This is a genomic window from Ruegeria sp. F5, assembly GCF_056533845.1.
This window is the reverse complement of record NZ_JBQFOU010000002.1, coordinates 450,899-474,224: the sequence shown is the minus strand read 5'-3', so window position 1 is coordinate 474,224 and position 23,326 is coordinate 450,899. Positions and strand designations below refer to the sequence as shown.

General features: G+C 61.0%; 24 protein-coding genes. 8 read left to right on the top strand and 16 right to left on the bottom strand.

Annotation, left to right across the window (positions count from 1 at the left end):
* Window position 1: 1 nt before the first annotated feature.
* Window positions 2-1,015, bottom strand: a complete 1,014-nt coding sequence (locus ACR0K1_RS04735; RefSeq protein WP_480849037.1) for a hypothetical protein — start codon at window positions 1,013-1,015, stop codon at window positions 2-4.
* A gap of 88 nt (window positions 1,016-1,103) precedes the next feature.
* On the opposite strand from ACR0K1_RS04735, the gene ACR0K1_RS04730 reads away from it, so the two are divergent.
* Window positions 1,104-2,072, top strand: a complete 969-nt coding sequence (locus ACR0K1_RS04730) for a DMT family transporter (protein ID WP_480848990.1) — start codon at window positions 1,104-1,106, stop codon at window positions 2,070-2,072.
* Between the two features lie 224 nt (window positions 2,073-2,296).
* A complete protein-coding gene (locus tag ACR0K1_RS04725; protein ID WP_480848988.1) occupies window positions 2,297-3,073 on the top strand; it encodes a Hint domain-containing protein in 777 nt (258 codons plus the stop codon).
* Window positions 3,074-3,115: 42 nt separating this feature from the next.
* Here the strand turns inward: ACR0K1_RS04725 and ACR0K1_RS04720 are convergent, their stop codons facing one another.
* The 8 genes from ACR0K1_RS04720 to ACR0K1_RS04685 all read right to left on the bottom strand — a co-directional run bounded on the left by ACR0K1_RS04720 (window position 3,116) and on the right by ACR0K1_RS04685 (window position 11,049).
* Window positions 3,116-5,317 carry a 3-hydroxyacyl-CoA dehydrogenase NAD-binding domain-containing protein gene (locus ACR0K1_RS04720; RefSeq protein ID WP_480613392.1) on the bottom strand — a complete coding sequence of 734 codons (2,202 nt, stop codon included), beginning with the start codon at window positions 5,315-5,317 and terminating at the stop codon, window positions 3,116-3,118.
* Complete coding sequence (locus ACR0K1_RS04715) at window positions 5,310-5,798, bottom strand: cupin domain-containing protein (protein ID WP_480613394.1); 489 nt, start codon at window positions 5,796-5,798, stop codon at window positions 5,310-5,312. Before ACR0K1_RS04715 ends, ACR0K1_RS04720 begins: the two co-directional genes overlap by 8 nt.
* Complete coding sequence (locus ACR0K1_RS04710) at window positions 5,798-7,009, bottom strand: acetyl-CoA C-acetyltransferase (protein WP_480613396.1); 1,212 nt, start codon at window positions 7,007-7,009, stop codon at window positions 5,798-5,800. Before ACR0K1_RS04710 ends, ACR0K1_RS04715 begins: the two co-directional genes overlap by 1 nt.
* Before the next feature lie 12 nt (window positions 7,010-7,021).
* Window positions 7,022-7,660, bottom strand: coding sequence for a glutathione S-transferase family protein (locus tag ACR0K1_RS04705; protein WP_480848985.1), 639 nt, complete (start codon window positions 7,658-7,660; stop codon window positions 7,022-7,024).
* A 277-nt stretch (window positions 7,661-7,937) separates the two neighbouring features.
* Entirely contained in the window at window positions 7,938-8,150 is a 213-nt protein-coding gene (locus tag ACR0K1_RS04700) for a hypothetical protein (protein WP_170609554.1), read from the bottom strand.
* A gap of 52 nt (window positions 8,151-8,202) precedes the next feature.
* A complete protein-coding gene (locus ACR0K1_RS04695; RefSeq protein ID WP_480613400.1) occupies window positions 8,203-9,984 on the bottom strand; it encodes an acyl-CoA dehydrogenase C-terminal domain-containing protein in 1,782 nt (593 codons plus the stop codon).
* A gap of 36 nt (window positions 9,985-10,020) precedes the next feature.
* Window positions 10,021-10,422 carry a MerR family transcriptional regulator gene (locus ACR0K1_RS04690; protein ID WP_480613402.1) on the bottom strand — a complete coding sequence of 134 codons (402 nt, stop codon included), beginning with the start codon at window positions 10,420-10,422 and terminating at the stop codon, window positions 10,021-10,023.
* 258 nt (window positions 10,423-10,680) lie between these two features.
* Window positions 10,681-11,049, bottom strand: a complete 369-nt coding sequence (locus ACR0K1_RS04685; protein ID WP_480613404.1) for a MerR family transcriptional regulator — start codon at window positions 11,047-11,049, stop codon at window positions 10,681-10,683.
* 113 nt (window positions 11,050-11,162) lie between these two features.
* On the opposite strand from ACR0K1_RS04685, the gene ACR0K1_RS04680 reads away from it, so the two are divergent.
* Genes ACR0K1_RS04680 through ACR0K1_RS04670 form a run of 3 tightly spaced genes read left to right on the top strand, consistent with a single transcriptional unit; the run spans window position 11,163 to window position 13,421 of the window.
* Entirely contained in the window at window positions 11,163-11,582 is a 420-nt protein-coding gene (locus ACR0K1_RS04680; RefSeq protein WP_480613406.1) for a PaaI family thioesterase, read from the top strand.
* A 1-nt stretch (window position 11,583) separates the two neighbouring features.
* Complete coding sequence (locus ACR0K1_RS04675; protein ID WP_480613408.1) at window positions 11,584-12,102, top strand: PaaI family thioesterase; 519 nt, start codon at window positions 11,584-11,586, stop codon at window positions 12,100-12,102.
* 2 nt (window positions 12,103-12,104) lie between these two features.
* The gene (locus ACR0K1_RS04670; RefSeq protein ID WP_480613410.1) at window positions 12,105-13,421 is read left to right on the top strand and encodes an MATE family efflux transporter; all 1,317 of its coding nucleotides are present in this window, start codon (window positions 12,105-12,107) and stop codon (window positions 13,419-13,421) included.
* Here the strand turns inward: ACR0K1_RS04670 and arsC are convergent.
* From arsC to ACR0K1_RS04650, 4 genes are read right to left on the bottom strand one after another with little or no spacing between them, the layout of a single operon-like run.
* The gene (gene arsC, locus ACR0K1_RS04665; protein ID WP_480613412.1) at window positions 13,418-13,759 is read right to left on the bottom strand and encodes an arsenate reductase (glutaredoxin); all 342 of its coding nucleotides are present in this window, start codon (window positions 13,757-13,759) and stop codon (window positions 13,418-13,420) included. The two genes, ACR0K1_RS04670 and arsC, sit on opposite strands and share 4 nt — an antisense overlap.
* Complete coding sequence (locus ACR0K1_RS04660; RefSeq protein WP_480613414.1) at window positions 13,756-14,814, bottom strand: quinone-dependent dihydroorotate dehydrogenase; 1,059 nt, start codon at window positions 14,812-14,814, stop codon at window positions 13,756-13,758. Before ACR0K1_RS04660 ends, arsC begins: the two co-directional genes overlap by 4 nt.
* The gene (locus ACR0K1_RS04655; protein ID WP_480848981.1) at window positions 14,811-15,242 is read right to left on the bottom strand and encodes a DUF1330 domain-containing protein; all 432 of its coding nucleotides are present in this window, start codon (window positions 15,240-15,242) and stop codon (window positions 14,811-14,813) included. Before ACR0K1_RS04655 ends, ACR0K1_RS04660 begins: the two co-directional genes overlap by 4 nt.
* The gene (locus tag ACR0K1_RS04650; protein ID WP_480613418.1) at window positions 15,239-15,577 is read right to left on the bottom strand and encodes a DUF952 domain-containing protein; all 339 of its coding nucleotides are present in this window, start codon (window positions 15,575-15,577) and stop codon (window positions 15,239-15,241) included. The genes ACR0K1_RS04655 and ACR0K1_RS04650 overlap by 4 nt, the downstream gene beginning before the upstream one ends.
* A 107-nt stretch (window positions 15,578-15,684) precedes the next feature.
* Between ACR0K1_RS04650 and ACR0K1_RS04645 the strand changes: the two genes are divergently transcribed.
* Window positions 15,685-17,271: a bifunctional metallophosphatase/5'-nucleotidase gene (locus ACR0K1_RS04645; RefSeq protein WP_480848978.1), complete on the top strand. Its 1,587-nt coding sequence runs from the start codon at window positions 15,685-15,687 to the stop codon at window positions 17,269-17,271.
* Window positions 17,272-17,310: 39 nt separating this feature from the next.
* On the opposite strand, the gene ACR0K1_RS04640 is transcribed toward ACR0K1_RS04645, so the two are convergent.
* Complete coding sequence (locus ACR0K1_RS04640) at window positions 17,311-18,963, bottom strand: tetratricopeptide repeat-containing sulfotransferase family protein (protein ID WP_480613422.1); 1,653 nt, start codon at window positions 18,961-18,963, stop codon at window positions 17,311-17,313.
* Between the two features lie 55 nt (window positions 18,964-19,018).
* Here ACR0K1_RS04640 and ACR0K1_RS04635 point away from each other — a divergent pair, with 55 nt between their 5' ends.
* The gene (locus ACR0K1_RS04635) at window positions 19,019-19,684 is read left to right on the top strand and encodes an SOS response-associated peptidase (protein WP_480848976.1); all 666 of its coding nucleotides are present in this window, start codon (window positions 19,019-19,021) and stop codon (window positions 19,682-19,684) included.
* Between the two features lie 43 nt (window positions 19,685-19,727).
* A complete protein-coding gene (gene mnmH, locus ACR0K1_RS04630) occupies window positions 19,728-20,780 on the top strand; it encodes a tRNA 2-selenouridine(34) synthase MnmH (protein WP_480613426.1) in 1,053 nt (350 codons plus the stop codon).
* Here mnmH and selD read toward each other — a convergent pair.
* The gene (gene selD, locus ACR0K1_RS04625) at window positions 20,771-22,930 is read right to left on the bottom strand and encodes a selenide, water dikinase SelD (RefSeq protein WP_480613428.1); all 2,160 of its coding nucleotides are present in this window, start codon (window positions 22,928-22,930) and stop codon (window positions 20,771-20,773) included. The two genes, mnmH and selD, sit on opposite strands and share 10 nt — an antisense overlap.
* A gap of 5 nt (window positions 22,931-22,935) precedes the next feature.
* Complete coding sequence (locus tag ACR0K1_RS04620; protein ID WP_480613430.1) at window positions 22,936-23,322, bottom strand: Na+/H+ antiporter subunit G; 387 nt, start codon at window positions 23,320-23,322, stop codon at window positions 22,936-22,938.
* Window positions 23,323-23,326 lie beyond the last annotated feature (4 nt).

Genomic DNA, 23,326 nt, shown 5'->3' with positions numbered 1-23,326 from the left:
GTTACTCTCCGCAGATATTCTGCAGCCGGACCCAATCGCGGTCCGGCAGGACCTGTTCCAGTGTCCGACCGGCCATCGGGTCGGCCTCAATCAGGCCCAGAACAGTCTCGCCCGTGATATCGCGGGCATAGGCGTAGGGGGTCGAGGGCAGTGCGGCCTGTGCAAACACGGCCAGCAAGTCTTCGTCGCTCAGCGAGGGGCGGGGTTCCGTCAGAACCTGCTCGGTATACGTATCGACAATATCCGCCGTCAGCCCTCCGGTTGTCAGCAGGCGAAAGGCCGACGACGCGCCGGTCCGGTCCAGCAGGTCCTCCAGCGGATCCTGATGTTCGGCCCGTGCGCGTTCGGCGATGATGTAACCGGCGGCGACCGCCGGGTCCTCGTGATCTTCGACCAGCGCCCGGCTCAGCAGAACCGTCCCGCCCGGCAGGCTGAGGCTGTCCTTCACACCCGCAGGCAGGATGATGATCTGGCGCACCCCGGTCCGTTTGGCCAGCCGATCCAGCGAGACCTGCGCGTCCGCCGCGGAACAGGCGCGCCCGGACACACGCTCGATCCGGTGCAGGATTGTGTCGCCGATCTCTTGTCGTTTGACCTCGGGCACGACCGAGACGACATGGCTTTGCAGCGCCCCCGGCAGCCACAGAAGCAAAACCGCCAGAACAGCAGCAGCGACACCCCCGACGCTGAGCCAACGCAGCCGTCCGGGGTGCGGGCGCGACCGGTCGATGGCGCGTTGCAGGCGGTCTATCGCCTCAAGCATCGTGGTTTCGGATTCGGCCAGTTCCAGCGTCTCGTCGGGGTCACCGTCTGGGTTGAAAATGGCCGGGTATGCCCCCGGATTTTGCCGTTCCAGCGCCCCCAGCGACCAATGGGTCAGCGCCCGGTCGTTGAAATCGGATATTGTCAGCGTCGCTTCGCCAATCGACACCACCACCTCGCGCCGCTGTTCATCGGGCGAGGGGCGCCACAGACCGGTGGCTTCGATCCGCTGGTACTGTTTCAGGGCCGTCATCTGGATGAGGTCTGCTCGTTTTTGTTTGGCCATAGCTTAGCATGGTGAAATCACAGGGCGCAAACCTGTTGCGCAGGGATTTGGATTTGTGCTGGATAGCACAGCGCAACGGATCGAGGCACAGATGCAGTCAGACACATCAACATCGCCGGTTCTGGCATCGGTACTGATGGTCGGGGCTATGGCGATCATCGGGGTGATCGACAATTTCGTGATCCTGCTGGCGGAACATGTTGGCCTTTGGCAGTTTCATCTGAGCCGCGCGCTGATGATGCTGCCACTGATCGTCGGGCTGTCCCTGCTGGGGCTTGGTGGGATGCGGCCAAAACGTCTGGGACCCGTCGCGCTGCGCAGCTTTCTGATCACTTTGGCCATGCTGTTCTATTTTGCGTCGCTGGCACTGATGCCTATTGCTCAAGCGCTGGCGGGGCTGTTCTGTTCCCCGATCTTCGTGCTGTTGATTTCGGCGCTGGCGTTGAAGCAACCGGTTGGGCCATGGCGCATTCTGGCCGTTCTGTTGGGGTTCGCCGGTATTCTGCTGGTCCTGCAACCCAACCCGGCCGATTTCGATACCCGTACCTTGCTGCCGGTTGCCGGTGGGTTCTGTTATGCGCTGAGCGCGATCATCACCCGCAGCCATTGTGCCGGGGAAAGCACGGTGGCGCTGCTGGCTGCGATGGTCATCACATTGGGGATGGCCGGGGCCATCGGGCTGGCGGTATTCACGACCTTCCCCGTCCCTGTCCCGGACGGACCCGAGGGGTTCGTGACCCGCGGTTGGGTTTGGGAGATGCAACCGGCGATACCCTGGATCGTCCTGCAGGCGGTCGGATCGACCATCGCCGTTTTCATGCTGATCAAGGCCTATCAGGTCGGGGAGCCCTCGTACGTGGCGGTATTCGAATACTCGGTGATGATCTTCGGCCCGTTATTTGCATGGATCGCCTTAGGCCAAACACTGAGCGCGACGCAGATCGCCGGCATTGGGCTGATCGCCACGGCCGGGGGGCTGTTGGGCTGGCGCGCCCGGGCGTCAGCCGAACCGAAGGCTGCCTAGTTCCTTCGCGCGGCAAGGGGCCTCAGATTCGGGCGGCTCAAAACGCCGCTGGTTTCCTGATTTGGACTAATGCGCAAATTGCAGGGCGCTTTGTTCGCGCCAAAGCGTCCAAAGGTGCCTCAGATGGCCCAAATTGGGCGCAAATATGTCAAAATTAAGCCGCGCGGCGCGTTTCAGTGCTAGAACTTCGGGATCATAAATCAGTGCCAAGGGGGGCTAGGCACGTGTTGGAAGTAGTGAGTATCTCGGATTTTTCCGAGAATGTTGAACATGTAAATACACGAGAAGCGGTAACGGCGCGGCGGGGGGGATTCCTGCTAGGCACCAAAGTTGCCACAACCAGCGGGTGGAAGCGGATCGAAAGGATTGCCGTGGGCGATCTGGTCCGCACTTTGGACCATGGATTCAAAGAGGTACGCCGGATTTCCACCAGTTCGATAACCATCCCAAAGGGTGAGACGCGGGCAGAGTATCTGCCGGTCTACATGCCCGCGCGCACCGCTTATAACGGTCGACCTGTCTGGCTGATGCCGGAACAGGGCGTTGCGCTGGATGCCGGTAAGATCGACATCGTCGTCGAGGGTTGCCCGGTCATACCTGCCCGGGTTCTGAGCGGCCTGGGACGGTTGAAATCAAAGGCACCAGAGGAGTCATTCGAAGTGACCAGCCTGTTCTTCGACGAAGACGAGGTGATCTTTGTCGAGGGCGGATTGCAAGCCTTTTGCCCGTCGGGCCGGTTCAGCATGCGCCGGGCCGCGAACCAGAACCGTTATCAGGTGGCCGAAGACGACATTGCCAGCGCGCTGGTGGAGTCGATTGCGCGACGGGGCGATATGACGGCTTTGGCGAACCCTCTTGGGGCGTTGCCTGCACCGGTATCGGAAAACCCGGTCATTCCGCTGCGCCCGATGCGGGGGTGTAGGCGACCCGGACGTCCCGGACGGCCCCGGCAGCCGACCTTGTTTCTGAAGCCAGAGTGGATGATGCTGACACATCAATAAGGTACAAACCGGCGCGGGCCATCCCGCGCCGGTTTTGTTTCATTACGCGGCTTTGGTTTCCGGATTGAAACGACCGTAGAAGCTTTGGCCTTTGTCGGCCATTTCACGCAGCAGGGGCGGGCAGGTGAAGCGCTCGCCATAGGCCGCAGCCAACTGGTCGCAGCGTTCGGCGGCATACGGCGTACCGATGATGTCCAACCAACTCAGCGGGCCACCGGACCACGGCGCAAAGCCCCAGCCCAGAATGGCGCCCACATCGCCTTCGCGGATATCTTCCAGAACGCCTTCTTCCAGCGCCCGCACCGCTTCCAGAACCTGCGCGAACATCAGACGTTCCTGCACTTCGATCAGGTCGGGCTGATCCTCGGCCAACGGGTACTTGTCCTGCAGACCTTTCCAGTATTCGACGCGTTTGCCTTTCTCGTCATAGTCGAAGAACCCGGCATTGGCCTTGCGGCCCAGACGGCCCTGTTCCTCCATCCAGAAGATCAGATCGTCCGAGGGGCTTTCGGGATAGGCATTCCCCATCGCCGCCTTGGTCGCACGCGCAATCTTGGCCCCCAGATCGATCGAGGTCTCATCGGTCAACTGGATCGGCCCGACCGGGAAGCCCAGTTGACGTGCCGCGTTGTCGATCAGGATGGGGCTGACGCCTTCGGTGATCATCCGCGCCCCTTCGTTGATGTAAGGGATGATGCAACGGTTGGCGTAGAAGAACCGCGCATCGTTGACCACGATGGGCGTCTTGCGGATCTGACGCACATAGTCCAGCGCCTTTGCCACCGCGCGATCACCGGTTTCCTTGCCTTTGATGATCTCGACTAGGAACATCTTTTCAACCGGTGAGAAGAAGTGGATGCCGATGAACTGCTCGGGCCGCACGCTCGCCTTGGCCAGATCGGTGATCGGCAGGGTCGAGGTGTTCGAGGCAAAGATGCAATCCTCGGGGATGATCGCCTCGACCTTTTGGGTCATTTCGGCCTTGACGCCGGGATCTTCGAACACGGCTTCGATGATCAGGTCGCAACCTTTCAGGTGCTCCAGATCGGGGGTGGCAGTGATCTGCGCCAGTAGGGCTTCTTTTTTCTCAGCCGTGGCCTTGCCGCGTTTGATGCCCTTGTCCATGTAGCTTTCGCTATAGGCTTTGCCCTTGTCGGCAGCCTCTTGGTCACGGTCGATCAGAACAACCTCCATCCCGGCCTGAGCCGAGACCAGAGCGATCCCGGCCCCCATCATGCCCGCGCCCAGAACGCCAACTTTCTTGACCCGCTGATCCGGCACATCCTTGGGCCGCACCGCGCCTTTCTCCAGCGCTTCCTTGTTCAGGAACAGCGACCGGATCATTGCAGACGAGGACGGGTTCATCAGGACATTGGTGAACCAGCGCGCCTCGATCCGCAGGGCGGTGTCGAAATCGACCAGCGCGCCTTCGTAGATCGAACTCAGCAGCGCCTTGGCGGCGGGGAACGCACCTTGGGTCTTGCCGTTCACCATGGCGCTGGCGCCAACGAAGGTCATGAAACCTGCAGGGTGGTAGGGTGCGCCGCCGGGCATCTTATAGCCTTTCGCATCCCAGGGTTTGACCAGATCAGCATCCTTGGCGTTCAGAACCCATTCCTTGGCCGCCGCAACCGGATCATCCGCCACCGCGTCGATCAGCTGCGCGCCTTTGGCTTTCTTCGGGTCCATCATCTTGCCTTCCAGCAAAACCGGAGCCGCCGCCATCGCGCCGACCATACGGCTGTAGCGCATGGTGCCGCCGCCGCCGGGGAAGATGCCGACCATGATTTCCGGCAGGCCGATCTTGGATTTCGGGTTGGTGGTCATGACGCGGTGATGGCAGGCCAGAGCGATCTCGGTCCCGATGCCAGCGCAGGTGCCGTTGATGGCACAGGCCACCGGCTTGCCGCCCTTCTTGGTCTTGGGGTCCATTCCCGCCAGTTCCAGCTTGCGCAGTATATGATGCCCGCCCATGACAAAGTCGAACAGGGCCTTCGCCGGTTCATCCCCGGCCTCGTGCCGGATCGTCGCCAGAGTGTTCAGGTCCATGCCGCCCGCGAACGAGCCTTCCTTGCCGCTGGTGATCACGATGCCCTTGACCTCGTCATCCTCCAACGCCTGATCAACCAGCGCGCTGACCAGTTGAAACGCCTCGCGGGTCAGGACGTTCATGGATTTACCCTGTGCGTCCCAGGTGATGAAGGCAACGCCGTCTGCGTCCTTGCTCAGAGTGAAATCAGTCATTGTCATCTCCAATCTGGTCAGCCGTCAGCGGGCTGCCATCCTTGCGGGTGAAGGCAAAACCCTCGGGGTCGAACTTCACCATCATGTCTACGTCGCTGTAATAGCCGGTCTCGGTCGGGGTCCGTGTGCCCACCACAAGGAATGTCGCGGGCGCATCGGTTCTGTTTACAAGGTGATGGCCGTTGGCCTCACCGGCAGGCCATGCGGCGCAGTCACCGGGCAGCATGTCATGCTCGCCATCATCGTCGATCAACACGCATTGGCCGCTGAGCATGATGGCGAACTCGTCCTGCTCCATATGGTAATGGCGCAGCGAGGACAGGGCCTGCGGCTCCAGCCGCACGATGTTCACCCCGAATTGGGTCAGCCCGCCTGCATCGCCGACCCGCTGGTTGAAACGGCCTCCGACCGCCTCGGCCAGTTTGCCGGGATAGGACGACCCACCCTTATAGGGGATTTGGGAAAGGTCCAGCTTGGGCATCAGACACGCTCGATAATGGTCGCCGCACCCATGCCAGAGGCAATGCACAGCGTGGCCAGACCGGTTTCCTTGTCCTGACGCTCCAACTCGTCCAGCAGCGTGCCGATGATCATCGCGCCGGTCGCGCCCAGCGGGTGACCCATCGCGATCGAACCGCCATTGACGTTGACCAGCGCCGGATCGACATCGAACGCCTGCTGGAAGCGCAGCACGACCGAGGCGAAGGCTTCGTTCACTTCAAACAGGTCCAGATCGCTGATCTTCATGCTGTTGTCGGCCAGAATTTTCTCGGTCACCGGCACCGGACCGGTCAGCATGATGGTCGGATCGGTGCCAATCTTGGCGGTCGCCTTGATGCGCGCACGGGGCTTGAGGCCGTATTTCTCGCCGAATTCCTTGTTGCCGATCAGAACCGCCGCAGCCCCATCCACGATGCCCGAGCTGTTGCCCGCGTGGTGGATGTGGTTGATCCGCTCAAGATGGGGGTATTTCAGCATCGCCACTTTGTCGAAACCGGGCATCTGCTCGCCCATCATCGCGAAAGACGGGTTCAGCGCGGCAAGGCTCTGCATATCGGTGCCGGGGCGCATGTATTCGTCGCGGTCCAGAATGGTCAGGCCGTTCTGATCCTTGATCGAGATTACAGATTTCTCGAACCGGTTGTCGGCCCAGGCTTCTGCCGCGCGTTTCTGCGATTCAACCGCCAACGCGTCCGCGTCATCCCGGCTAAACCCGTACTCTGTCGCGATAATATCGGCCGAGATGCCCTGCGGTACGAAATAAGTCTCCATCGCCAGCGAAGGGTCCACGGCAATCGCAGCCCCGTCGCTGCCCATGGCCACGCGGCCCATCATCTCGACCCCGCCAGCGATGTAAGCCTCGCCTGCGCCGCCCTTGACCTGGTTCGCGGCCAGGTTCACCGCCTCCATGCCGGATGCACAGAAACGGTTGATCGCCAGACCGGGGATCGATTCATCCAAATCCGAGGCCAGCACCGCCGAGCGCGCCAGACAGCCGCCTTGCTCCATCACCTGGGTCACGTTACCCCAGATCACGTCTTCGACAGCGTGGCCTTCAAGGTTGTTGCGCTCTTTCATCGCGTTCAGGGTCAAGGCGGACAGGCGCACCGAGGTCACCTCGTGCAGGCTGCCATCCTTGCGGCCCTTGCCGCGCGGGGTGCGCAGGGCATCATAGATATAAGCTTCGGTCATGGGGTCTTCTCCTTAAGCTCGATCCGACGGGTTGCCGGGCATCAGGTCATAGGGGTGTTTCCAGCCGGGCTGTTCGCTGAGGCGCGTCAGCCAGGCATCGATATGGGGCCACTCGGCGCGGTCAAAGCCGAACGGTTCGGGGTAATAGAGATAGCCGCAGCAACTGATGTCAGCATTGGTCACGCCGTCACCAACGATCCAGTCGCGGCCTTCGAGATGGGCGTCGAGCGTCTGATAGGCGGCCTTGAGCCGCCCCTGATTGAACGCAATCACATCCGCGTTTCGGTGTTTTTCCGGCAGGAAGTTGACCAAAAATCGCGTTAACCCAGCCATCGAACTGAGCTTATGGTTGTCCCACAGCACCCACCGGAAAATCTCATAGTTCTCATCGCGGTCCTTGCCGCCGAATTTGCCGGACTTTTCGGTCACATAGGCCTGAATGGCACCAGACTGGCTGGTGCGGAAATCGCCGTCAACCATGACGGGGGCCTCGCCCATTGCGTTCACTTCGGCGCGGTATTCAGGAGTGCGGGTGGCGCCGTTGAAAAAATCGACAAAGACCGGTTCCCAGTCCAGCCCCGACATCTCCAGCGCTAGCGCGGCTTTGTAGGAATTCCCGCTTTCTCCGAAGCAGTGCAGTTGGATGGTCATGCGCGCGCCCCTCCCGTGGCGTGTGTGGTCAGGTTGGAATTGAGTATTTTTGAAAAGATGAAGGGGCGGCGTTTACCTTTGATCAACCTTGATCTGCTTCATTGAGCCTGCGGTACAGGCTGGAGAGCCGATGACCGTAAAAGGTGAAGTCGTCCCTGTCCTGATGGCGAGAGCGCCCGGTGGCAGGGGCGCATCGCATCTTCATCTTTTCAAAAATACTCCCGCCGGAGGCATCCGGCATCGAAACAGGCGCTGGCGGCCCGGTGTTGCGAATTGTTTAACGCTTGCGCGCCTCAAGCTCGGAATTGAAAATACGCAGCCTGTGGGTCAGGTTCTCCTCATCAATCACGCTATTGAAGTTTTCGAACAGAAACGACAGCGCCTCTCCTTCGTCCAGCCCGGCCTCGCGGGCAAAGCCTTTGAGTCTGCGGTAGCCATCCTCGGTCATCGCAACCGGGAAGCGGCGGGTCAGGCGAAAGCGTTTTGGCATTATGTCTCCTCCGGGGTGGGCTCGGGCGGTGAGGCCCGAACCCAGACTGAGATCAGAAGTTCGCCGCGTCCAGAGCCATCACCGTGTCGGCGCCCGATTGAATGCGGGTCAGGTGCATCGCAGTCGCAGGCAGGCGGCGGGCCATGTAGAAACGGCCGGTGTTGATTTTTGTCTCGTAGAAGTCCCTGTCCGAGGCGCCACCGTCCAGAGCGTCCTGCGCTGCCTTGGCCATCTGCGCCCACATCAGGCCCAGGCAGACATGGCCGAACATGTGCATGAAGTCATACGATCCCGACAGCGCGTTGTTCGGGTTCTTCATACCTTCCTGCATGAAGTACATGCCCGCGGCCTGCAGGTCCTTGGACGCAGCTTTCAGCGGTTCGATGAAAGCCTTGTCGTAGGCCTCATCCTTGCCGCCGTTTTCCTTGCAGAAGGTTTTGACCATTTCGAAGAACGCCATGACGTGCTTGCCGCCATCCTGTGCCAGCTTGCGGCCCACCAGATCCAGCGCCTGAACACCGTTTGCGCCTTCGTAGATCATCGCGATCCGGGCGTCGCGCGTGTATTGCGACATGCCCCATTCTTCGATGTAGCCATGGCCGCCATAGACCTGCTGCGCCTGAACGGTCATGTCATAGCCCTGATCGGTTAGGAAGCCCTTGATCACCGGCGTGAGCAGCGAGATCAGCCCGTCCGCGTCCTTGTCGCCCGAGCGGTGCGCCTGATCGATCATGGTCGCGCCCCACAGGATGAAAGCGCGCGCGCCCTCGGTGAAGCTTTTCTGGTCCATCAGGTTGCGGCGGATATCCGGGTGGACGATCAGCGGGTCGGCGGGGCCATCGGGGTTCTGTGCGCCGGTCACCGCGCGGCCTTGCAGGCGGTCCTTGGCGTATTCCAATGCGTTCTGATAGGCAGCCTCGGCCAGGGCCAGACCCTGCATGCCGACACCCAGACGCGCTTCGTTCATCATGGTGAACATGGCGCGCATGCCTTTGTGTTCTTCGCCCAGCAGCCAGCCGGTGGCCTCGTCATAGTTCATGACGCAGGTTGAGTTGCCGTGGATACCCATCTTCTCTTCGATCTTGCCGACCGAGACACCGTTGCGTTCACCCACCGAGCCATCTTCGTTCACGATGAACTTAGGCACGATGAACAGCGACACGCCCTTGATGCCATCGGGGCCGCCGGGGATTTTGGCCAGCACCAGATGGATGATGTTGTCGGCCATGTCGTGGTCGCCGGACGAGATAAAAATCTTCTGGCCGGAGATTTTGTAGCTACCGTCGCCCTGCGGTTCCGCCTTGGTGCGCATCAGGCCCAGATCGGTGCCGCAATGCGGCTCGGTCAGGTTCATGGTGCCGGTCCATTCGCAGGCGACCATATTGGGCAAGTACTTGTTTTTCTGCTCGTCAGTTCCGTGTGCCAGAATCGCCGACGCCGCGCCGTGGGTCAGGCCCTGATACATGGTGAAAGCTTCGTTTGCGGACGAGAACATCTCGCCCACGGCGGTGCCGATGACATAGGGCATGTTCTGGCCACCGAATTCCTCGGGCATGTCCAGACCGGGCCAGCCGCCTTCTTTCATCTGCTCGAAGGCCTCTTTGAAGCCCGTCGGAGTATACACAATCCCGTTTTCCAACCGGCACCCTTCGGTGTCGCCGACCACGTTCAGGGGGTGCAGCACGTTGGTGGCGACCTTTCCGGCTTCTTCCAGTACCGCAGCGGTGAAATCGACCTCGAGCTCGGAATATCCGGGGATATCCGAGTCTGAGATTTTCAGAACGTCGTGCAGGATGAACTGCGTGTCTTTGGTTGGCGCGTTGTAGACGGGCATGTGAAGCTCCCTTAATTCATATGTCCGGAGGCGGGTTTATTCAGCCGCCTTCTTTTCCTGTTTCATCGAGGCGATAACCTTCTCGCCCCAGCGCAACTGCTCTTTCAATTCGTCGATGGCCTGAGTCAGTTCCTCGCGGCGCGATTCCATGTCGGCCAGACGCTCGCACGCAATCTCGTAGGTGCGGGACATCTGGGTCACCTGCTGGTCGCCCACGTGGTACAGATCCAGAAGTTGGCGGATTTCTTCCAGGCTGAAGCCAAAGCGCTTGCCGCGCAGGATCAGCTTGAGCCGCGCCCGGTCGCGTTTGGTGAACAGGCGTTTCTGACCCTCGCGGATCGGAAACAGCAGTTCCTTGGCCTCGTAGAACCGCAAGGTACGGGGCGTGACGTCATAGGTCTCGCACATCTCTCGGATGGTCATTACATCTTCGGTCATTCGTCATACTCTCGTCGCTGGCGTCATGAGCTATGAGTTGCGCAGTCGATATGCGCTTTACAACATGAGAATGACGTTTACGTAATCCAGACGCTGCGTCACTTCAAAGTTGACGTAACTTCCGAATGCGTAAGTGGGGATTGGCGCAATTTTCTTTCCCCTGCGTCAAGAGTTTCTGCGGGCCCAAAAGCGCCCGAAACACGCCTTTCCGGGCGCGTCGATGCGATTGGGACGTTTTGGAAACGGGCAGAGGAGTGATCAGGTCAGCGATTTCTCGGTCTGATCGCGCAGACGTCTGAGCTCATCCATCGCTTCATCCAGTTGCTCGCGCTGTTGCCGCAGTTCTTCCATCTGGCGGTCCGCCATTTCGACAAAGGTCGCCATCTGCGCCCTGTTGCCCTGATCTTCGTAGATCAGCAGCCATTGGCGAATCTCTTCCAGCGGAAAGCCGAATTTCCGGCCCCGCATGATCAGCTTCATGCGGGCGCATTCGCGGGGGCCGTAAAACCGGGACCGGCCTTCGCGGTCGGGCTGCAAAAGTTCGATATATTCGTAGTAGCGCAGGGTGCGTGGCGTTACATCGAACTCGGCGCACATCTCTTTGAATGACAAACGGTTGTCGGACATTCCTGTTCTCCTTGCCTGCAACCTAGGGTGTCGCGGCGGCAAGCGCAACAGGCGGGCTTGCCCTTTGCGGAAACTGCGGCTCATAAAGGGGAAACACAACAGGACGCACCCCTATGGTCGACAAGACAGCATTGGCCCGTCAGTTCATCGAGGCCATCCCCCACGCCCGGGCGCTTGGCCTGACGCTGACGCGGATCGGCGAAGGCGAGGCCGTAATCTCGATGCCGTATAACGAAGACCTGATCGGCGACCCGCGCACCGGTGTCATTCATGGCGGGGCGGTTTCGACCATTCTGGACACGTGCTGCGGCGCAGCGGTCATGAGCCACCCGTCGGCCCCTGGCGGGACGGCCACGATTGACCTGCGCATCGACTATATGCGCGCCGCAGCGCCGGGTCAGGCGATCACGGCGCGGGCAAGCTGCTATCACATCACGCGCAACGTGGCTTTTGTTAGGGCGACGGCGATGGATGACGATCAGGACCGGCCTGTGGCAACCGCCACCGGGTCTTTCACGGTTGAGGGGAAGTAACATGGCTCGTCCCCGTCCCGAACCGATGCAGGTGGTCAAGCAGCGGCGCGATGCGGCTTTGCGCGCTCTGGTCGATGGCGTGCCCTATATCCGGTTTCTCAACATCAGCTTCGACCGGCGCGGGGATGAACTGACCGGCGTTCTGAATTTCGACGACAAGCTGATCGGCAACCCTCTGCTGCCCGCCATTCACGGTGGGGTGACGGCCGCCTTTCTGGAAGTCACCGCCGTGATCACCCTAAGCTGGGAACACATGTTTCCCGGCATCGAAAACGGCGAGATCGACGCCGATGCCATCCTGAGCGATCACAGCATCCGGTTCCCCAAAACCATCGACTTTACAGTCGACTACCTGCGCTCGGGTCTGCCGAGGGATGCCTATGCGCGGGCGTTTATCAATCGCGCCGGGCGGCGCTATGCCTCGGTCCGGGTTGAAGCCTGGCAGGACAATCACGCAAGATTGTTCGCGCAGGCGACCGGCCATTTCCTGATGCCGCAACCGGCGCAGGGCAAGGGCTGACCATGCAGGACGCCCCGGCGCCCATCACGCACAGGCGGGTGCTGAAGATTGCGGTGCCGATTGTCCTGTCCAACGCCACGGTGCCGATTCTGGGTGCGGTGGATACGGGCGTGGTCGGCCAGATGGGGCAGGCGGCCCCGATCGGAGCGGTGGGCATTGGCGCGGTGATCCTGTCCGCGATCTATTGGATTTTCGGCTTCCTGCGCATGGGCACGACCGGCTTGGCCGCGCAGGCGCGCGGGGCAGGGGATATCACCGAAACCCGCGCTTTATTGATGCGAGGGCTGTTGCTGGGCGGTGCCGCCGGGCTGTTCTTCATCGTGGCGCAGGTGGCGGTTTTTGCCGGGGCCTTCGCCCTGTCCCCGGCCAGCCCCGAGGTCGAGACGCTGACCCGCGCCTATCTCGAAATCCGCATCTGGGGCGCACCGGCGACGATTGCATTATATGCAGTGACCGGCTGGCTGATCGCGGTCGAACGCACGCGCGGTGTTTTTGTCCTGCAGGTCTGGATGAACGGTCTGAACATCCTGCTGGACCTGTGGTTTGTCCTCGGGCTGGGCTGGGGGGTCGAGGGCGTCGCCATCGCCACGCTGATTGCCGAGTGGACGGGGCTGGCGCTGGGCCTTTGGCTATGCCGGGATGCGTTTCAGGGCAGGCTCTGGCGCGACTGGGCGCGGATATTTGACGCTGCGCGCCTGCGCCGGATGATGCAGGTGAATGGCGACATCATGATCCGCTCGGTGCTGCTGACCGGATCGTTCACGACCTTCCTGTTCGTTGGCTCCGACCTTGGCGACGTCAATCTGGCGGCCAATCAGGTGCTGCTGCAATTCCTTGAAATCACCGCCTTTGCGTTGGACGGGTTCGCCTTTTCCGCCGAGGCGTTGGTCGGCGGCGCGGTCGGTGCGCGGGACCGCTATCAGGTGCGCCGCGCCTCGGTCATGGCGTCGCAATGGGGTGTTGGCGGGGCGGTTCTGTTGGCGGTGATCTTCTTTGTCGCCGGGCCGGCGCTGATCGACCTTATGTCCACCTCGCCCGAGGTGCGCGAAGCCGGGCGCGAATTCCTGATCTGGGCCGCCATCGCGCCGGTGATCGGCGTTGCCAGTTGGATGTACGACGGCATCTATATCGGCGCGACCTGGACCCGCGCCATGCGCAACGCGATGATCCAGTCGGTTGCGATCTATGTTGTCGCCCTGTTCGTTCTGGTGCCCGCCTTTGGCAATCACGGACTGTGGGCCGCACTGATGGTGCTGAACACGGCGCGTGGTGTGACGATGGGCTGGCGCTATCCGAAGCTGGAGGCGCAGGTCGCCTAAAGCAGCGCCAGCAGGTTCTCCGGGGGCCGCCCGATGGCTGCTTTGCCGCCGGAAACAGCCAGAGGACGCTCGATCAGGATCGGATTGTCCGCCATTGCACGGATCAGCTCTGCGTCAGGCGATGTCTTTGACAGCCCCAGTTCCCTGAACCGCTTCTCGCCCGTGCGCATCATCTCGAACACGGGAATACCCAGCAGGGATTGCGCGGCGCGCAACTCGTCCTCGGTCGGCGCATCTTCAAGGTATTTGCGCAGCCTGATCTCTGCCCCACGCTCTTCCAATAGCGCCAGACCCGCCCGCGATTTCGAGCAGCGGGGATTGTGCCAGTATTCAATCACAGCCAGTCCTCTCGTTTACTGCCCACGGCCTGAGCGATGGTCTCGAACCCGTCGCGGGCCAGCAGTTTGTCCAGACCTTCGGCAATGTCGGCGGCCAGTGAGATACCGCCATAGACCATCGCCGTGTAGAACTGCACCGCAGATGCGCCTGCACAAATCTTGGCATAGGCATCTTCGGCACTGCTGATGCCGCCCACACCGATCAGGGGGATGCTACCCTCGGTCAACCGACTCAGGCTGGCCAGAACGCGGGTCGATTTTTCGAACAAAGGCGCGCCCGACAGGCCACCGGCTTCGGCCTTATGCGCGCTGCGCAGCCCGTCGCGAGACAGGGTGGTGTTGGTGGCGATCACTGCGTCCACCTTGGTCTCTTGCGCGACCTCGGCGATGTCCTGCAACTCGGCCTCGGTCAGGTCCGGCGCGATTTTCAGGAACACCGGCAAGGGTCGGGGCAGCGCGTCGCGGGTTTCGATGACGCCGCCCAGCAGCGCGCTCAGCGCGGCCTTGCCCTGCAAGTCACGTAGTTTCTCGGTGTTGGGGGAAGACACGTTGACGGTGGCAAAATCCAGATGCGCGGCACAATGGGCCAGCACCTTGGCGAAATCGCCCGGTCGGTCGTCACTGTCCTTGTTGGCCCCCAGATTCAGCCCGATCACCGCGTCTTTGGGGCGCTGGGCCAGACGCTGCGCCATCACCTCCATGCCTTCGTTGTTGAAGCCAAAACGGTTGATCGCCGCCTTGTCCTCGGTCAGGCGGAACAGGCGCGGTTTTGGGTTCCCCGGCTGTGGACGCGGCGTAACGGCCCCCACTTCTATAAACCCGAATCCGGCCCGCGACAGAGGGGTCAGAACCTCGCCATTCTTGTCGAACCCGGCGGCAAGGCCCACGGGGTTCGGCAGGTCCAGACCTGCGATCCGGGTGCGCAGGCGCGCGGAAGTGACCGGCCCCGGCGCAGGGGCCAGCCCGGACTTCAAAGCCTTTATCGACAGGCCATGCGCGGTCTCGGGGTCAAAGCTGTGCAGGGCGGCCAGCCCCAGTTTCTCGGTCAGTTTCATCCGAACGATATTCCCCCTTCCGCCGATCCGCAGCGGATCAGTCGGGATGTTGCCACAGCCGCCTGCCGGTGTACGACAGCCGCGCGATAAACCGGGCCTGTCACCATGTCCAGAAACGCATGGGCCGAGGGATAATGGGCGATGAAAACTTCGTCCCAAACCTCATCCGCCGGTCCGATCAGGACCGTCTGGAACGCACCGCGCCACAGAATCGACGCGCCGATCCGCGCGATGATCGGGGCGGTGACGCGGCCATAGTTGCGATAGGCCTGCGCCCCGGTCAGCCCCGCATCCGCCAGTTCGTGATCCGGCGGATAGTCGGCCTTGTCGCGGAACTTCACCAGATTGAGCATCGCGATGGGCTGATCGCGGTCCAGCGCCTTGAAGGCCTCGAACTGGTAACGCTCGGGGTCGATATAGGCGGTCATGCCATCTCCTGCGGGAAGTGATGCGTCTGGCCGTCAAACGGTAAAGGGCGCGACCAGACTACGTCCGTCACGCGAATCTGGCGGTAAAGATGTGGAAACAGCGCGCCGCCGCGGGACACTTCCCATTTCAGATCATCGCCCATCGCATCCGCGTCGCAGGCCAGCAGGGTCAAGCCATCAACACCGGCGAAATGTTTGGCGGCAGTTTCAGCGGCCTGTTCGGCGGTGGAAAAATGCACAAACCCGTCCGACACATCAATCGGCGCACCGTCCGAGGCGCCCTGAGCCTGCAGCGCCGCCCATTCGTCGGCGCGAAAAATCTTGTAGATCAGCATGCGTTCCTGATGCCTTGGGGGGCGGGGGGAATCAAGCCGGAATTCCCCTTTGACTCTCTGATCGCGCGGACGCACCATTCGGCAAAACAACTACAGGGAGTTTCAATATGTTAACCCGGTTCCTGACATCCGTGGCCGTTCTGGGCCTGACCGCTGGCGTCGCGGCTGCGGATTACAAGCTGACCATTCTGCACACAAACGACATCCACAGCCGGATTGAATCCATCAACAAATACGATTCCACCTGCGATGCCGAGGACGAAGCCGAAGGCAAGTGCTTTGGCGGCGTTGCGCGTTTGAAAACTGCCATCGATGCCAAACGTGCGGCGATGCAGGACGAAAACGTTCTGTTGCTGGATGCGGGCGATCCGTTTCAGGGCTCGTTGTTTTACACCACGTACAAGGGTGCAGCCGAAGCCGAGTTCATGGAGGCCATCGGCTACGATGTCATGGCTGTGGGGAATCATGAATTCGACGATGGCCCCGAAGGCCTGGCCGCCTTTGTTGACGCGGTGAGCTTCCCGGTGATCTCGGGCAATCTCGACCTGTCGTCCTCGGCCGAATTGAAGGACAAGGTGCAGAACCACGTGGTTCTGGATGTCGGCGGGCAGAAAATCGGTATCGTCTCAGCGCTGGCGACGGATACGGTGGAAACGTCAAGCCCCGGCAAGGACGTCGTTTTTCAGGATGAGATCGAAAGCCTGACCGCCGACGTTGCCGCCCTGCGCGACGAAGGCGTGGATATCGTCATTGCGCTGACCCATGTTGGCCTTGGAAAAGATATGAAGATCGCCGAGCAGGTCCCCGGGCTGGATCTGGTGGTCGGCGGCCACTCGCACACGCTGCTCTCCAACACGGATGAGGATGCGGCGGGATCCTATCCGGTTATGGTCGGCGACGTGCCCGTGGTTCAGGCCTATGCCTATTCCAAATATCTGGGCGAGATCACGCTGACCTTCGACGACGATGGCAATCTGACCGGGGTCGAAGGCGCACCGATTCTGCTGGACGCCTCGGTAACACCCGACCCCGATATCGCTGCGCGGGTGGCGGAAATGGGTGCGCCGATCGAGGAAATGAAGAAACGCGTCGTGGCCAGCACCACAGCACCGATCGACGGGGCCAGAGAGTCGTGCCGACACAGAGAGTGCGAAATGGGCAATCTGGTCGCCGATGCAATGCTGGATCGGGTGAAAGATCAGGGCGTTCAGATTGCGATTCAGAATGGCGGCGGTCTGAGAACCACCATCGGCGATGGAGAAATCACGCAAGGCGACGTTCTGCTGGTGCTTCCCTTCCAGAACACCCTGTCGACGTTTTGGGTCGACGGCGCCACGATCAAGGCGGCTTTGGAAAACGGCATGGCCCAATTTGACGATGAGGCCAAAGACGGCAGATTCCCGCAGGTTTCGGGTATGCGGTACGAGTTTGATGCCAGCGCCCCCACGGATCAGCGCATCACCCTGATCGAAGTCAACGAGGGCGGGGAATGGCAGCCGATTGATCCGGGCAAGGTGTATGGAGTTGTCTCTAACAACTACGTCCGCAACGGCGGCGATGGGTACAAAATGTTCGCAGGCGATGACAAGAACGCCTACGACTTCGGGCCCGATCTGGCGGATGTGACGGCTGAATATCTGGCCAAGAACGCGCCATACGAGCCCTATCTGGACGGGCGTATCAAACAGAAGTAACTCAAGAAAAAAGCCGCATCAGAGTGATGCGGCTTTTTTTCAGCTCAGATCATATTCCGGCCAAAGCTCGGGATCGAACCCGTCAAGCATCGGTTGAATGTGTTCCGCCACTTTGCGCCATCCACCGATGGATTTGGTCGAGATTTTGTTGCGGACCTGATCGATACTGGCCGTGCGCACCTGTTTGGTATTCTCTTCCGGGTGCATCATGCTTTCCTGCCATTCGATTTCGCAGAAGTCTGCAACCTGCCTGCTGTAGGTTTCGGGGTCGGCAACCAATTCTTCGTACCGGATCGTCAGAATCCTATCGCCGAACACCTCATCCCAATGCCGCATGTAGCGGCGGTAGAGGTTCGCAGAATGCGCGATGGCCTCAAGATTCGAGGCATAGTTCATCCCACCTGCCGGGAAGCGCCTGATCCATTTTGACAGGCCCACATCACGGGGGTCACGCATCATGTTGATGATCTTCGCGTTGGGGAAGGCGCACAACAGGAAGCCAACGTGTTGATAGTTGTGGGGTATTTTATCGACAAAGGCGATCGAATCGTCCGGGATCGGGGGCATGAACTCGCGGTATTCCCGCGCAAGTGTTTGTGCAGCGGCAGTGTCGAGTTCCTTTTCACCTGTTCTGAAGCGATCCGACAGGTCCGCGCCCAATGTCAGTTCACCGCATCCGGCAATATTTGGCACCGAACTCAGCATCATCTCCATCAAAGTGGTGCCCGATCTGGGTTGCCCTATGACGAAAATGGGAACAGGTTCATCAAACTGACCGGAATTGGGCGGCGTACCGCCGACCGGGAAAATACTCGTGATCTGATCAAGTTTCTTTTCTTCAGCCGCAAAGCGATAAGGGTTGGTCTCATGCTGGGCCGCGTTGGCGCGAGCATATTGCGGTAGGGCTGCGCTCAGGCCCTCGCTTTTGGAAATCAGCTGCGCCTTGGCGAATTCCAGTTCAGACAGGACATGTTCATTTTCCGCAATCGCATCTTCGATCGTTTCCAGCAGTTCGGGGACATCCGCCTTGTCTGCAATCGTCGATGCCTGAAACAGGGCCTGCCGGTGATGCGGCTCGGCTTCGAGAATGTCCTGCAAGATGGCGGCGCTGCCGGACTTGTCGCCGCTTTGGTGCAGGTTCACAGCCTTGTTAAAGGCAATTTTCGTGTCCGTCGGATTCAGTTCGTACGCTCTGGAAATGTCGCGCGTGTTTTCCTCTACAAAACCGACGCGGCCATAAGCCCGGGCGCGCTTGCTCAGAAGCTCGGAATTGTCAGGATCGTTTTTCAGCTTTTCGGTCGCGTATTCGATTATGGACCGCCAATTTTGACCCTTGAGCTTGATTTCCTCGATAACGCGCGCGAGTTCCTTGTTGTTAGGAAACTTCTCGGCCTTTTGTTCCGCATAGGTCAGGGCCCGGTCAATCTGCCCGGTCTGCATCAGCGCATTGGCAAGGTTTTCGACGAATTGCGGGTCGTCAGGTTTCATCCGCGACGCTTCGACAAAATGCGGGATCGACCGTTTGTACTGCTTCATTTCGGTCAGAACAAATCCGGCGATTGCCTGATAATCCGAATCCTTGGGGAATTTTTTGATACCCAACTGCGCCTTTTTCAGCGCCTGCGGTAACTTTCCGGCCTCCAACAGTTGAACTGCCTTGCCCTTCAGCGATTTCGCCGTTTGATTTTCCATATGACCCCATGAGACCTTGTGCCTGTATGAAAAGAGTATCGATGGTTCATTACCCATGTGCGGACGGTTTGCAATAACTCTTCCCACCGACGCGATGGCCCGCCTGTTTTCGGCGCGGCCCGCGAATTTTATGCCGGATGTGCCGAACTATAATGTTTGTCCGACAAATCAGGTGCATGTGGTGCGGTCCGATGGTCACGGGCGCAGCTTAGGCGCGCTGAGATGGGGGTTTTTGCCACACTGGTACAAGTCCGAAACAGACGGTCCCCTGTTGATCAACGCGCGGGCCGAAACGCTTGCCGACAAACCCGCCTTTCGGTCGGCCTGCCGGGAAAGGCGCTGTCTGATCGTTGCAACAGGGTTTTACGAATGGACCAAAACGGAATACGGCACGCGGTTACCGTGGTATATCCACCGGCAGGATGGTGCCGCCATTGCCTTTGCGGGCGTCTGGCAGGATTGGGGGCCGGAAGACGCACGGGTGGGAACCTGTGCGATTGTGACCACAGCAGCCAACCAGATGCTTGGTGCGATCCACCACCGAATGCCTTTGATCCTTGAGCCCGACGACTGGCCGCTCTGGCTGGGGGAAAGCGGCAAGGGGGCCGCGCGCCTGATGCCACCGGGGGCCGAGGATGTTCTGACCTTCCATCGCGTCGATCCGGCTGTGAACTCCAACAAGGCCAGCGGTCCGGAACTGATCGAGGCGGCGGCGATTTAAGCGCCGTCTTTCCTTCCCCAAACGGGCAGGCTAGACCTTTGGTATGCCGTTATCTTTCGCCAATCTGACCCAGCTTTACGCGCACCCGTTTGACAGCGTGATCGACGTGCGCAGCCCGGCGGAATTTGCCGAGGATCATCTGCCGGGCGCGATCAATCTGCCGATGCTCAACAACGAAGAACGCGCGCGCGTTGGCACGATCTACGTGCAGGAAAGCCCGTTTCTTGCGCGCAAACTGGGCGCGGCGCTGGTGTTTCGCAATGCCGCCAATCACATCGAACACAGCCTCAGCCACCATGAAGGCGGCTGGCGGCCTCTGGTCTATTGCTGGCGCGGGGGGCAGCGGTCGGGGTCCTTTGCCTGGATGCTGCAACAGATCGGCTGGCGGGCCGAGGTGGTAGAGGGCGGATACCGCACCTATCGCCGTCTGGTGAACGCGTATCTGTACAACGACGCTCTGCCGCACAGGCTGGTCGCGTTGGACGGCTACACGGGTACGGCCAAGACCGACCTTCTGGCCCATCTCGGGGCGCGCGGGGTGCAGGTGCTGGACCTTGAAAATCTGGCCAACCATCGCGGCTCGCTGCTGGGGGAGCGGCCCGGCGGGCAACCCGGCCAGAAGGCGTTCGAATCCGCTCTGGCCGCCGCCTTGTGCCAGCTTGACCCGGCACGCCCCGTTGTGGTTGAGGCCGAGTCGTCCAAGATCGGCAACCTGATCCTGCCGCCAAGTTTGTGGACGGCCCTGTGCGCCGCGCCTCGGGTGCAAATCGCGGCCTCGATCGAGGCGCGCTCGACCTATCTGGCCAAGGCGTATGACGACATTCTGTCGGATACCGAGCGCCTGCGCGACCGCCTCTCGCCCCTGCGCTTCCATCGCGGGCATGAGGTTGTGGACGGCTGGCTACAGTTGATCGATGCGGGCGACCGTCGGGCGCTCACGCGGGCGTTGATGGAGCAGCATTATGACCCGGCCTATGCTAAATTTCGCCGCTCGCAAAGCGTCGATATCCTTGCGAAGATCGACGTAGAAACTCTGGATAACACGGGTCTTACGGTTGCAGCAGCACAGATCGAAACCCTGTTGGATCAGTTCTGAAGGCGCAGACCGGGCGCTTCCGTCAACTGACCAATGATCGCAGCGGGGTAGTCTGCCTTTTGCAGTGCATCTAGCAGCGCCTCGGCGTCTTCTGCGCCGACAGCGGCCAGCAAACCGCCAGCGGTTTGCGGATCGAACAGCAGATCGGTCTTGCCGCCGGATGGCAATTCGGGCGCGATGGACCGGTTGTCCGGGTAGATCGTTGATCTGACACCCTGATCGCTCAGTTCAAGCGCTCCGTCCATCACCGGCACCGCATCCAGATGCAGGATCGCGCCGCAACCGGAGGCTTCGCAGAGGCCAAGCAAATGACCGGAAAGGCCAAATCCGGTGACGTCCGTCATCGCATGGGCATCCGCCAGAATGCGCGCGGCCTCGCCTTGTGGCTGGCACATCTGGCGCAACGCGGCGGCAACGTCTGCGCCCTTTGCCTGACCGGCCATTTCCGCGGCCATCATCACGCCGCTGCCCAAGGGTTTGGTCAGGATCAGGGCGTCTCCGGGCTTGCCACCGGACAGGGTGATCGGCTCCCGGTCGCACAGGCCGGTCAGGGTGAAGCCGAGCGTCATCTCATCCCCCATCGAACTGTGGCCGCCGACGATTTCGGCACCGGCCTCGCGCATGACTTCGGTGGCGATTGTCATGATTTCGGCCATCGTGCGCTGCTGCAGCGCAGGTGACATGCGGGGCAGGATGATGGTGGCCGTCGCGGCCTGCGGTCTGGCACCCATCGCCCAGATATCCCCCAGTGCGTGCACGGCGGCGATGCGGATCATCAGGGCAGGATCGTTGATGAAGGCCCGCAAGTGGTCCGAGGTGATCACCTGTTTCGCACCGCCGGTTGTCAGCAAGGCCGCATCATCGCCGGGCAGGGGGGTAATATCGGGCCGGTCGGGGCCGGGCAGCCCGTCCAATGCATCGCGCAATGCGCCTCGGCCCACCTTGGCACCGCAGCCGCCGCACATGGGTTTCTCGCCCAACGCCTGACGCAGACCTGCTGCGTGATCGCGCGGCAGCGCCGACGGTTTCATCTGCGGTAAGTCGCGAAACTTGTTCATGAAGGACTGGTCGATGTGGTTCTTCCACCTCCACATCAGCGGGCCGCTGAGCGATGTCCCGAACCGCTCGGCCAGGGCGGATTTGCCGCCCAGCGAGATCAGTTTCAGGTAATCTTTCTGCGGCACATAACGCCGCACGCGCCCCGCGCCCAATGCCGCCCGCAGGTTTTGGTACAGCACGGGGGCCTCGCGTACCGCGTAGACACCGGCCATGGGACGTGGGTTTTCCGTAAGATGCGCGCAGTCCCCGGCGGCGAATATCGCCGGGTCGCTGGTCTGCAGATGCCCGTCGACCTTCACGAACCCATCGTGAAGCGCCAAGCCGGTTTGCGATATCCAATCATACGGGCGCGCCCCGGCGGCTCCGGTCACGAACTCAGCCGGGATGGTGCGGCCATCCTCTAGTTCCACGTGATCATCGGCAACCTGCGTGATTTTGGCGTTTTCGACGATCTCGACGCCAAGATCGCGCATCACCTGCCGAATGGTGGCGGCAGCCTTGGGGTTCGTCGCTGTAAGGGCCTGCGCATTGTCGATCAGCGTCACCTGCGCCGCGCGCGCCCTGGTCCTTAGCGCGTGCGCCATCGCCATCACCAGTTCCACCCCGGCAACCCCGCCGCCAATGACGGCGACCGAGGCTGGGCCATCGCCCGCCAGATAAGCCGACCAGCGCGCTGCAAATGGCCCGAGTGGCTTGGCCGGAACCGCATGTTCGGCAAAGCCGGGCATCGACGGCATGTCCGAGGTGATCCCCACGTTGATCGAGGCCACATCGAACGCGACCGGCGGGCGTCCGGGCACGTGCACCGCGCGCCGGTCCGTGTCGATCCCGTTTACCGACCCGAGAATGATGCGCGCTCCGGCGAACCTTGCCAGCCGCACCAGATCGATATCCAGCTCTCCGCGTTCGTAATGCCCGGCCACGAATCCCGGCAACATGCCGGAATAGGGCGCGGTGGGGCCGGGATTGATCACCGTGACCCGCGCGCCGGGCAGCGGGTTCATCCCCCATTTGCGCAGCAGCAGCGCATGGGTGTGGCCCCCGCCAATCAGAACCAGATCGCGGGTCAGGGGCAGCGGAGGTGTATGCATCGGACTTAGTTCGTACTGTGATCAGGAACGTCTTCGACCTGCTCGACCGCGTGGGTGGCCCACATCTCATCCTCGCCCGCGTCCGGCAGATCGCTGGGCTGTTCATGGCGGTGAATATGCCATTTGGCAATAAACAGCGCCGTGATCGGGGCGGTCAGGAACAGGAACAGGGTGATCAGCAGCTCATGCATCGACAGGAACCCTTCGATCAAAGCCGAATGCGCGATCGAAGCCAGCAGCACGCCGCCCACACCCAGCGTTGTCGCCTTGGTCGGCGCATGCAGGCGGGACATCGGGTCCTTCAGCTTGATCATCCCGAACGACCCGACAAAGCCGAAGATGCCCGAGACGATCAGGAAGAAGGCAATCAGAAGTTCAAACAGAAATTCCATGCTG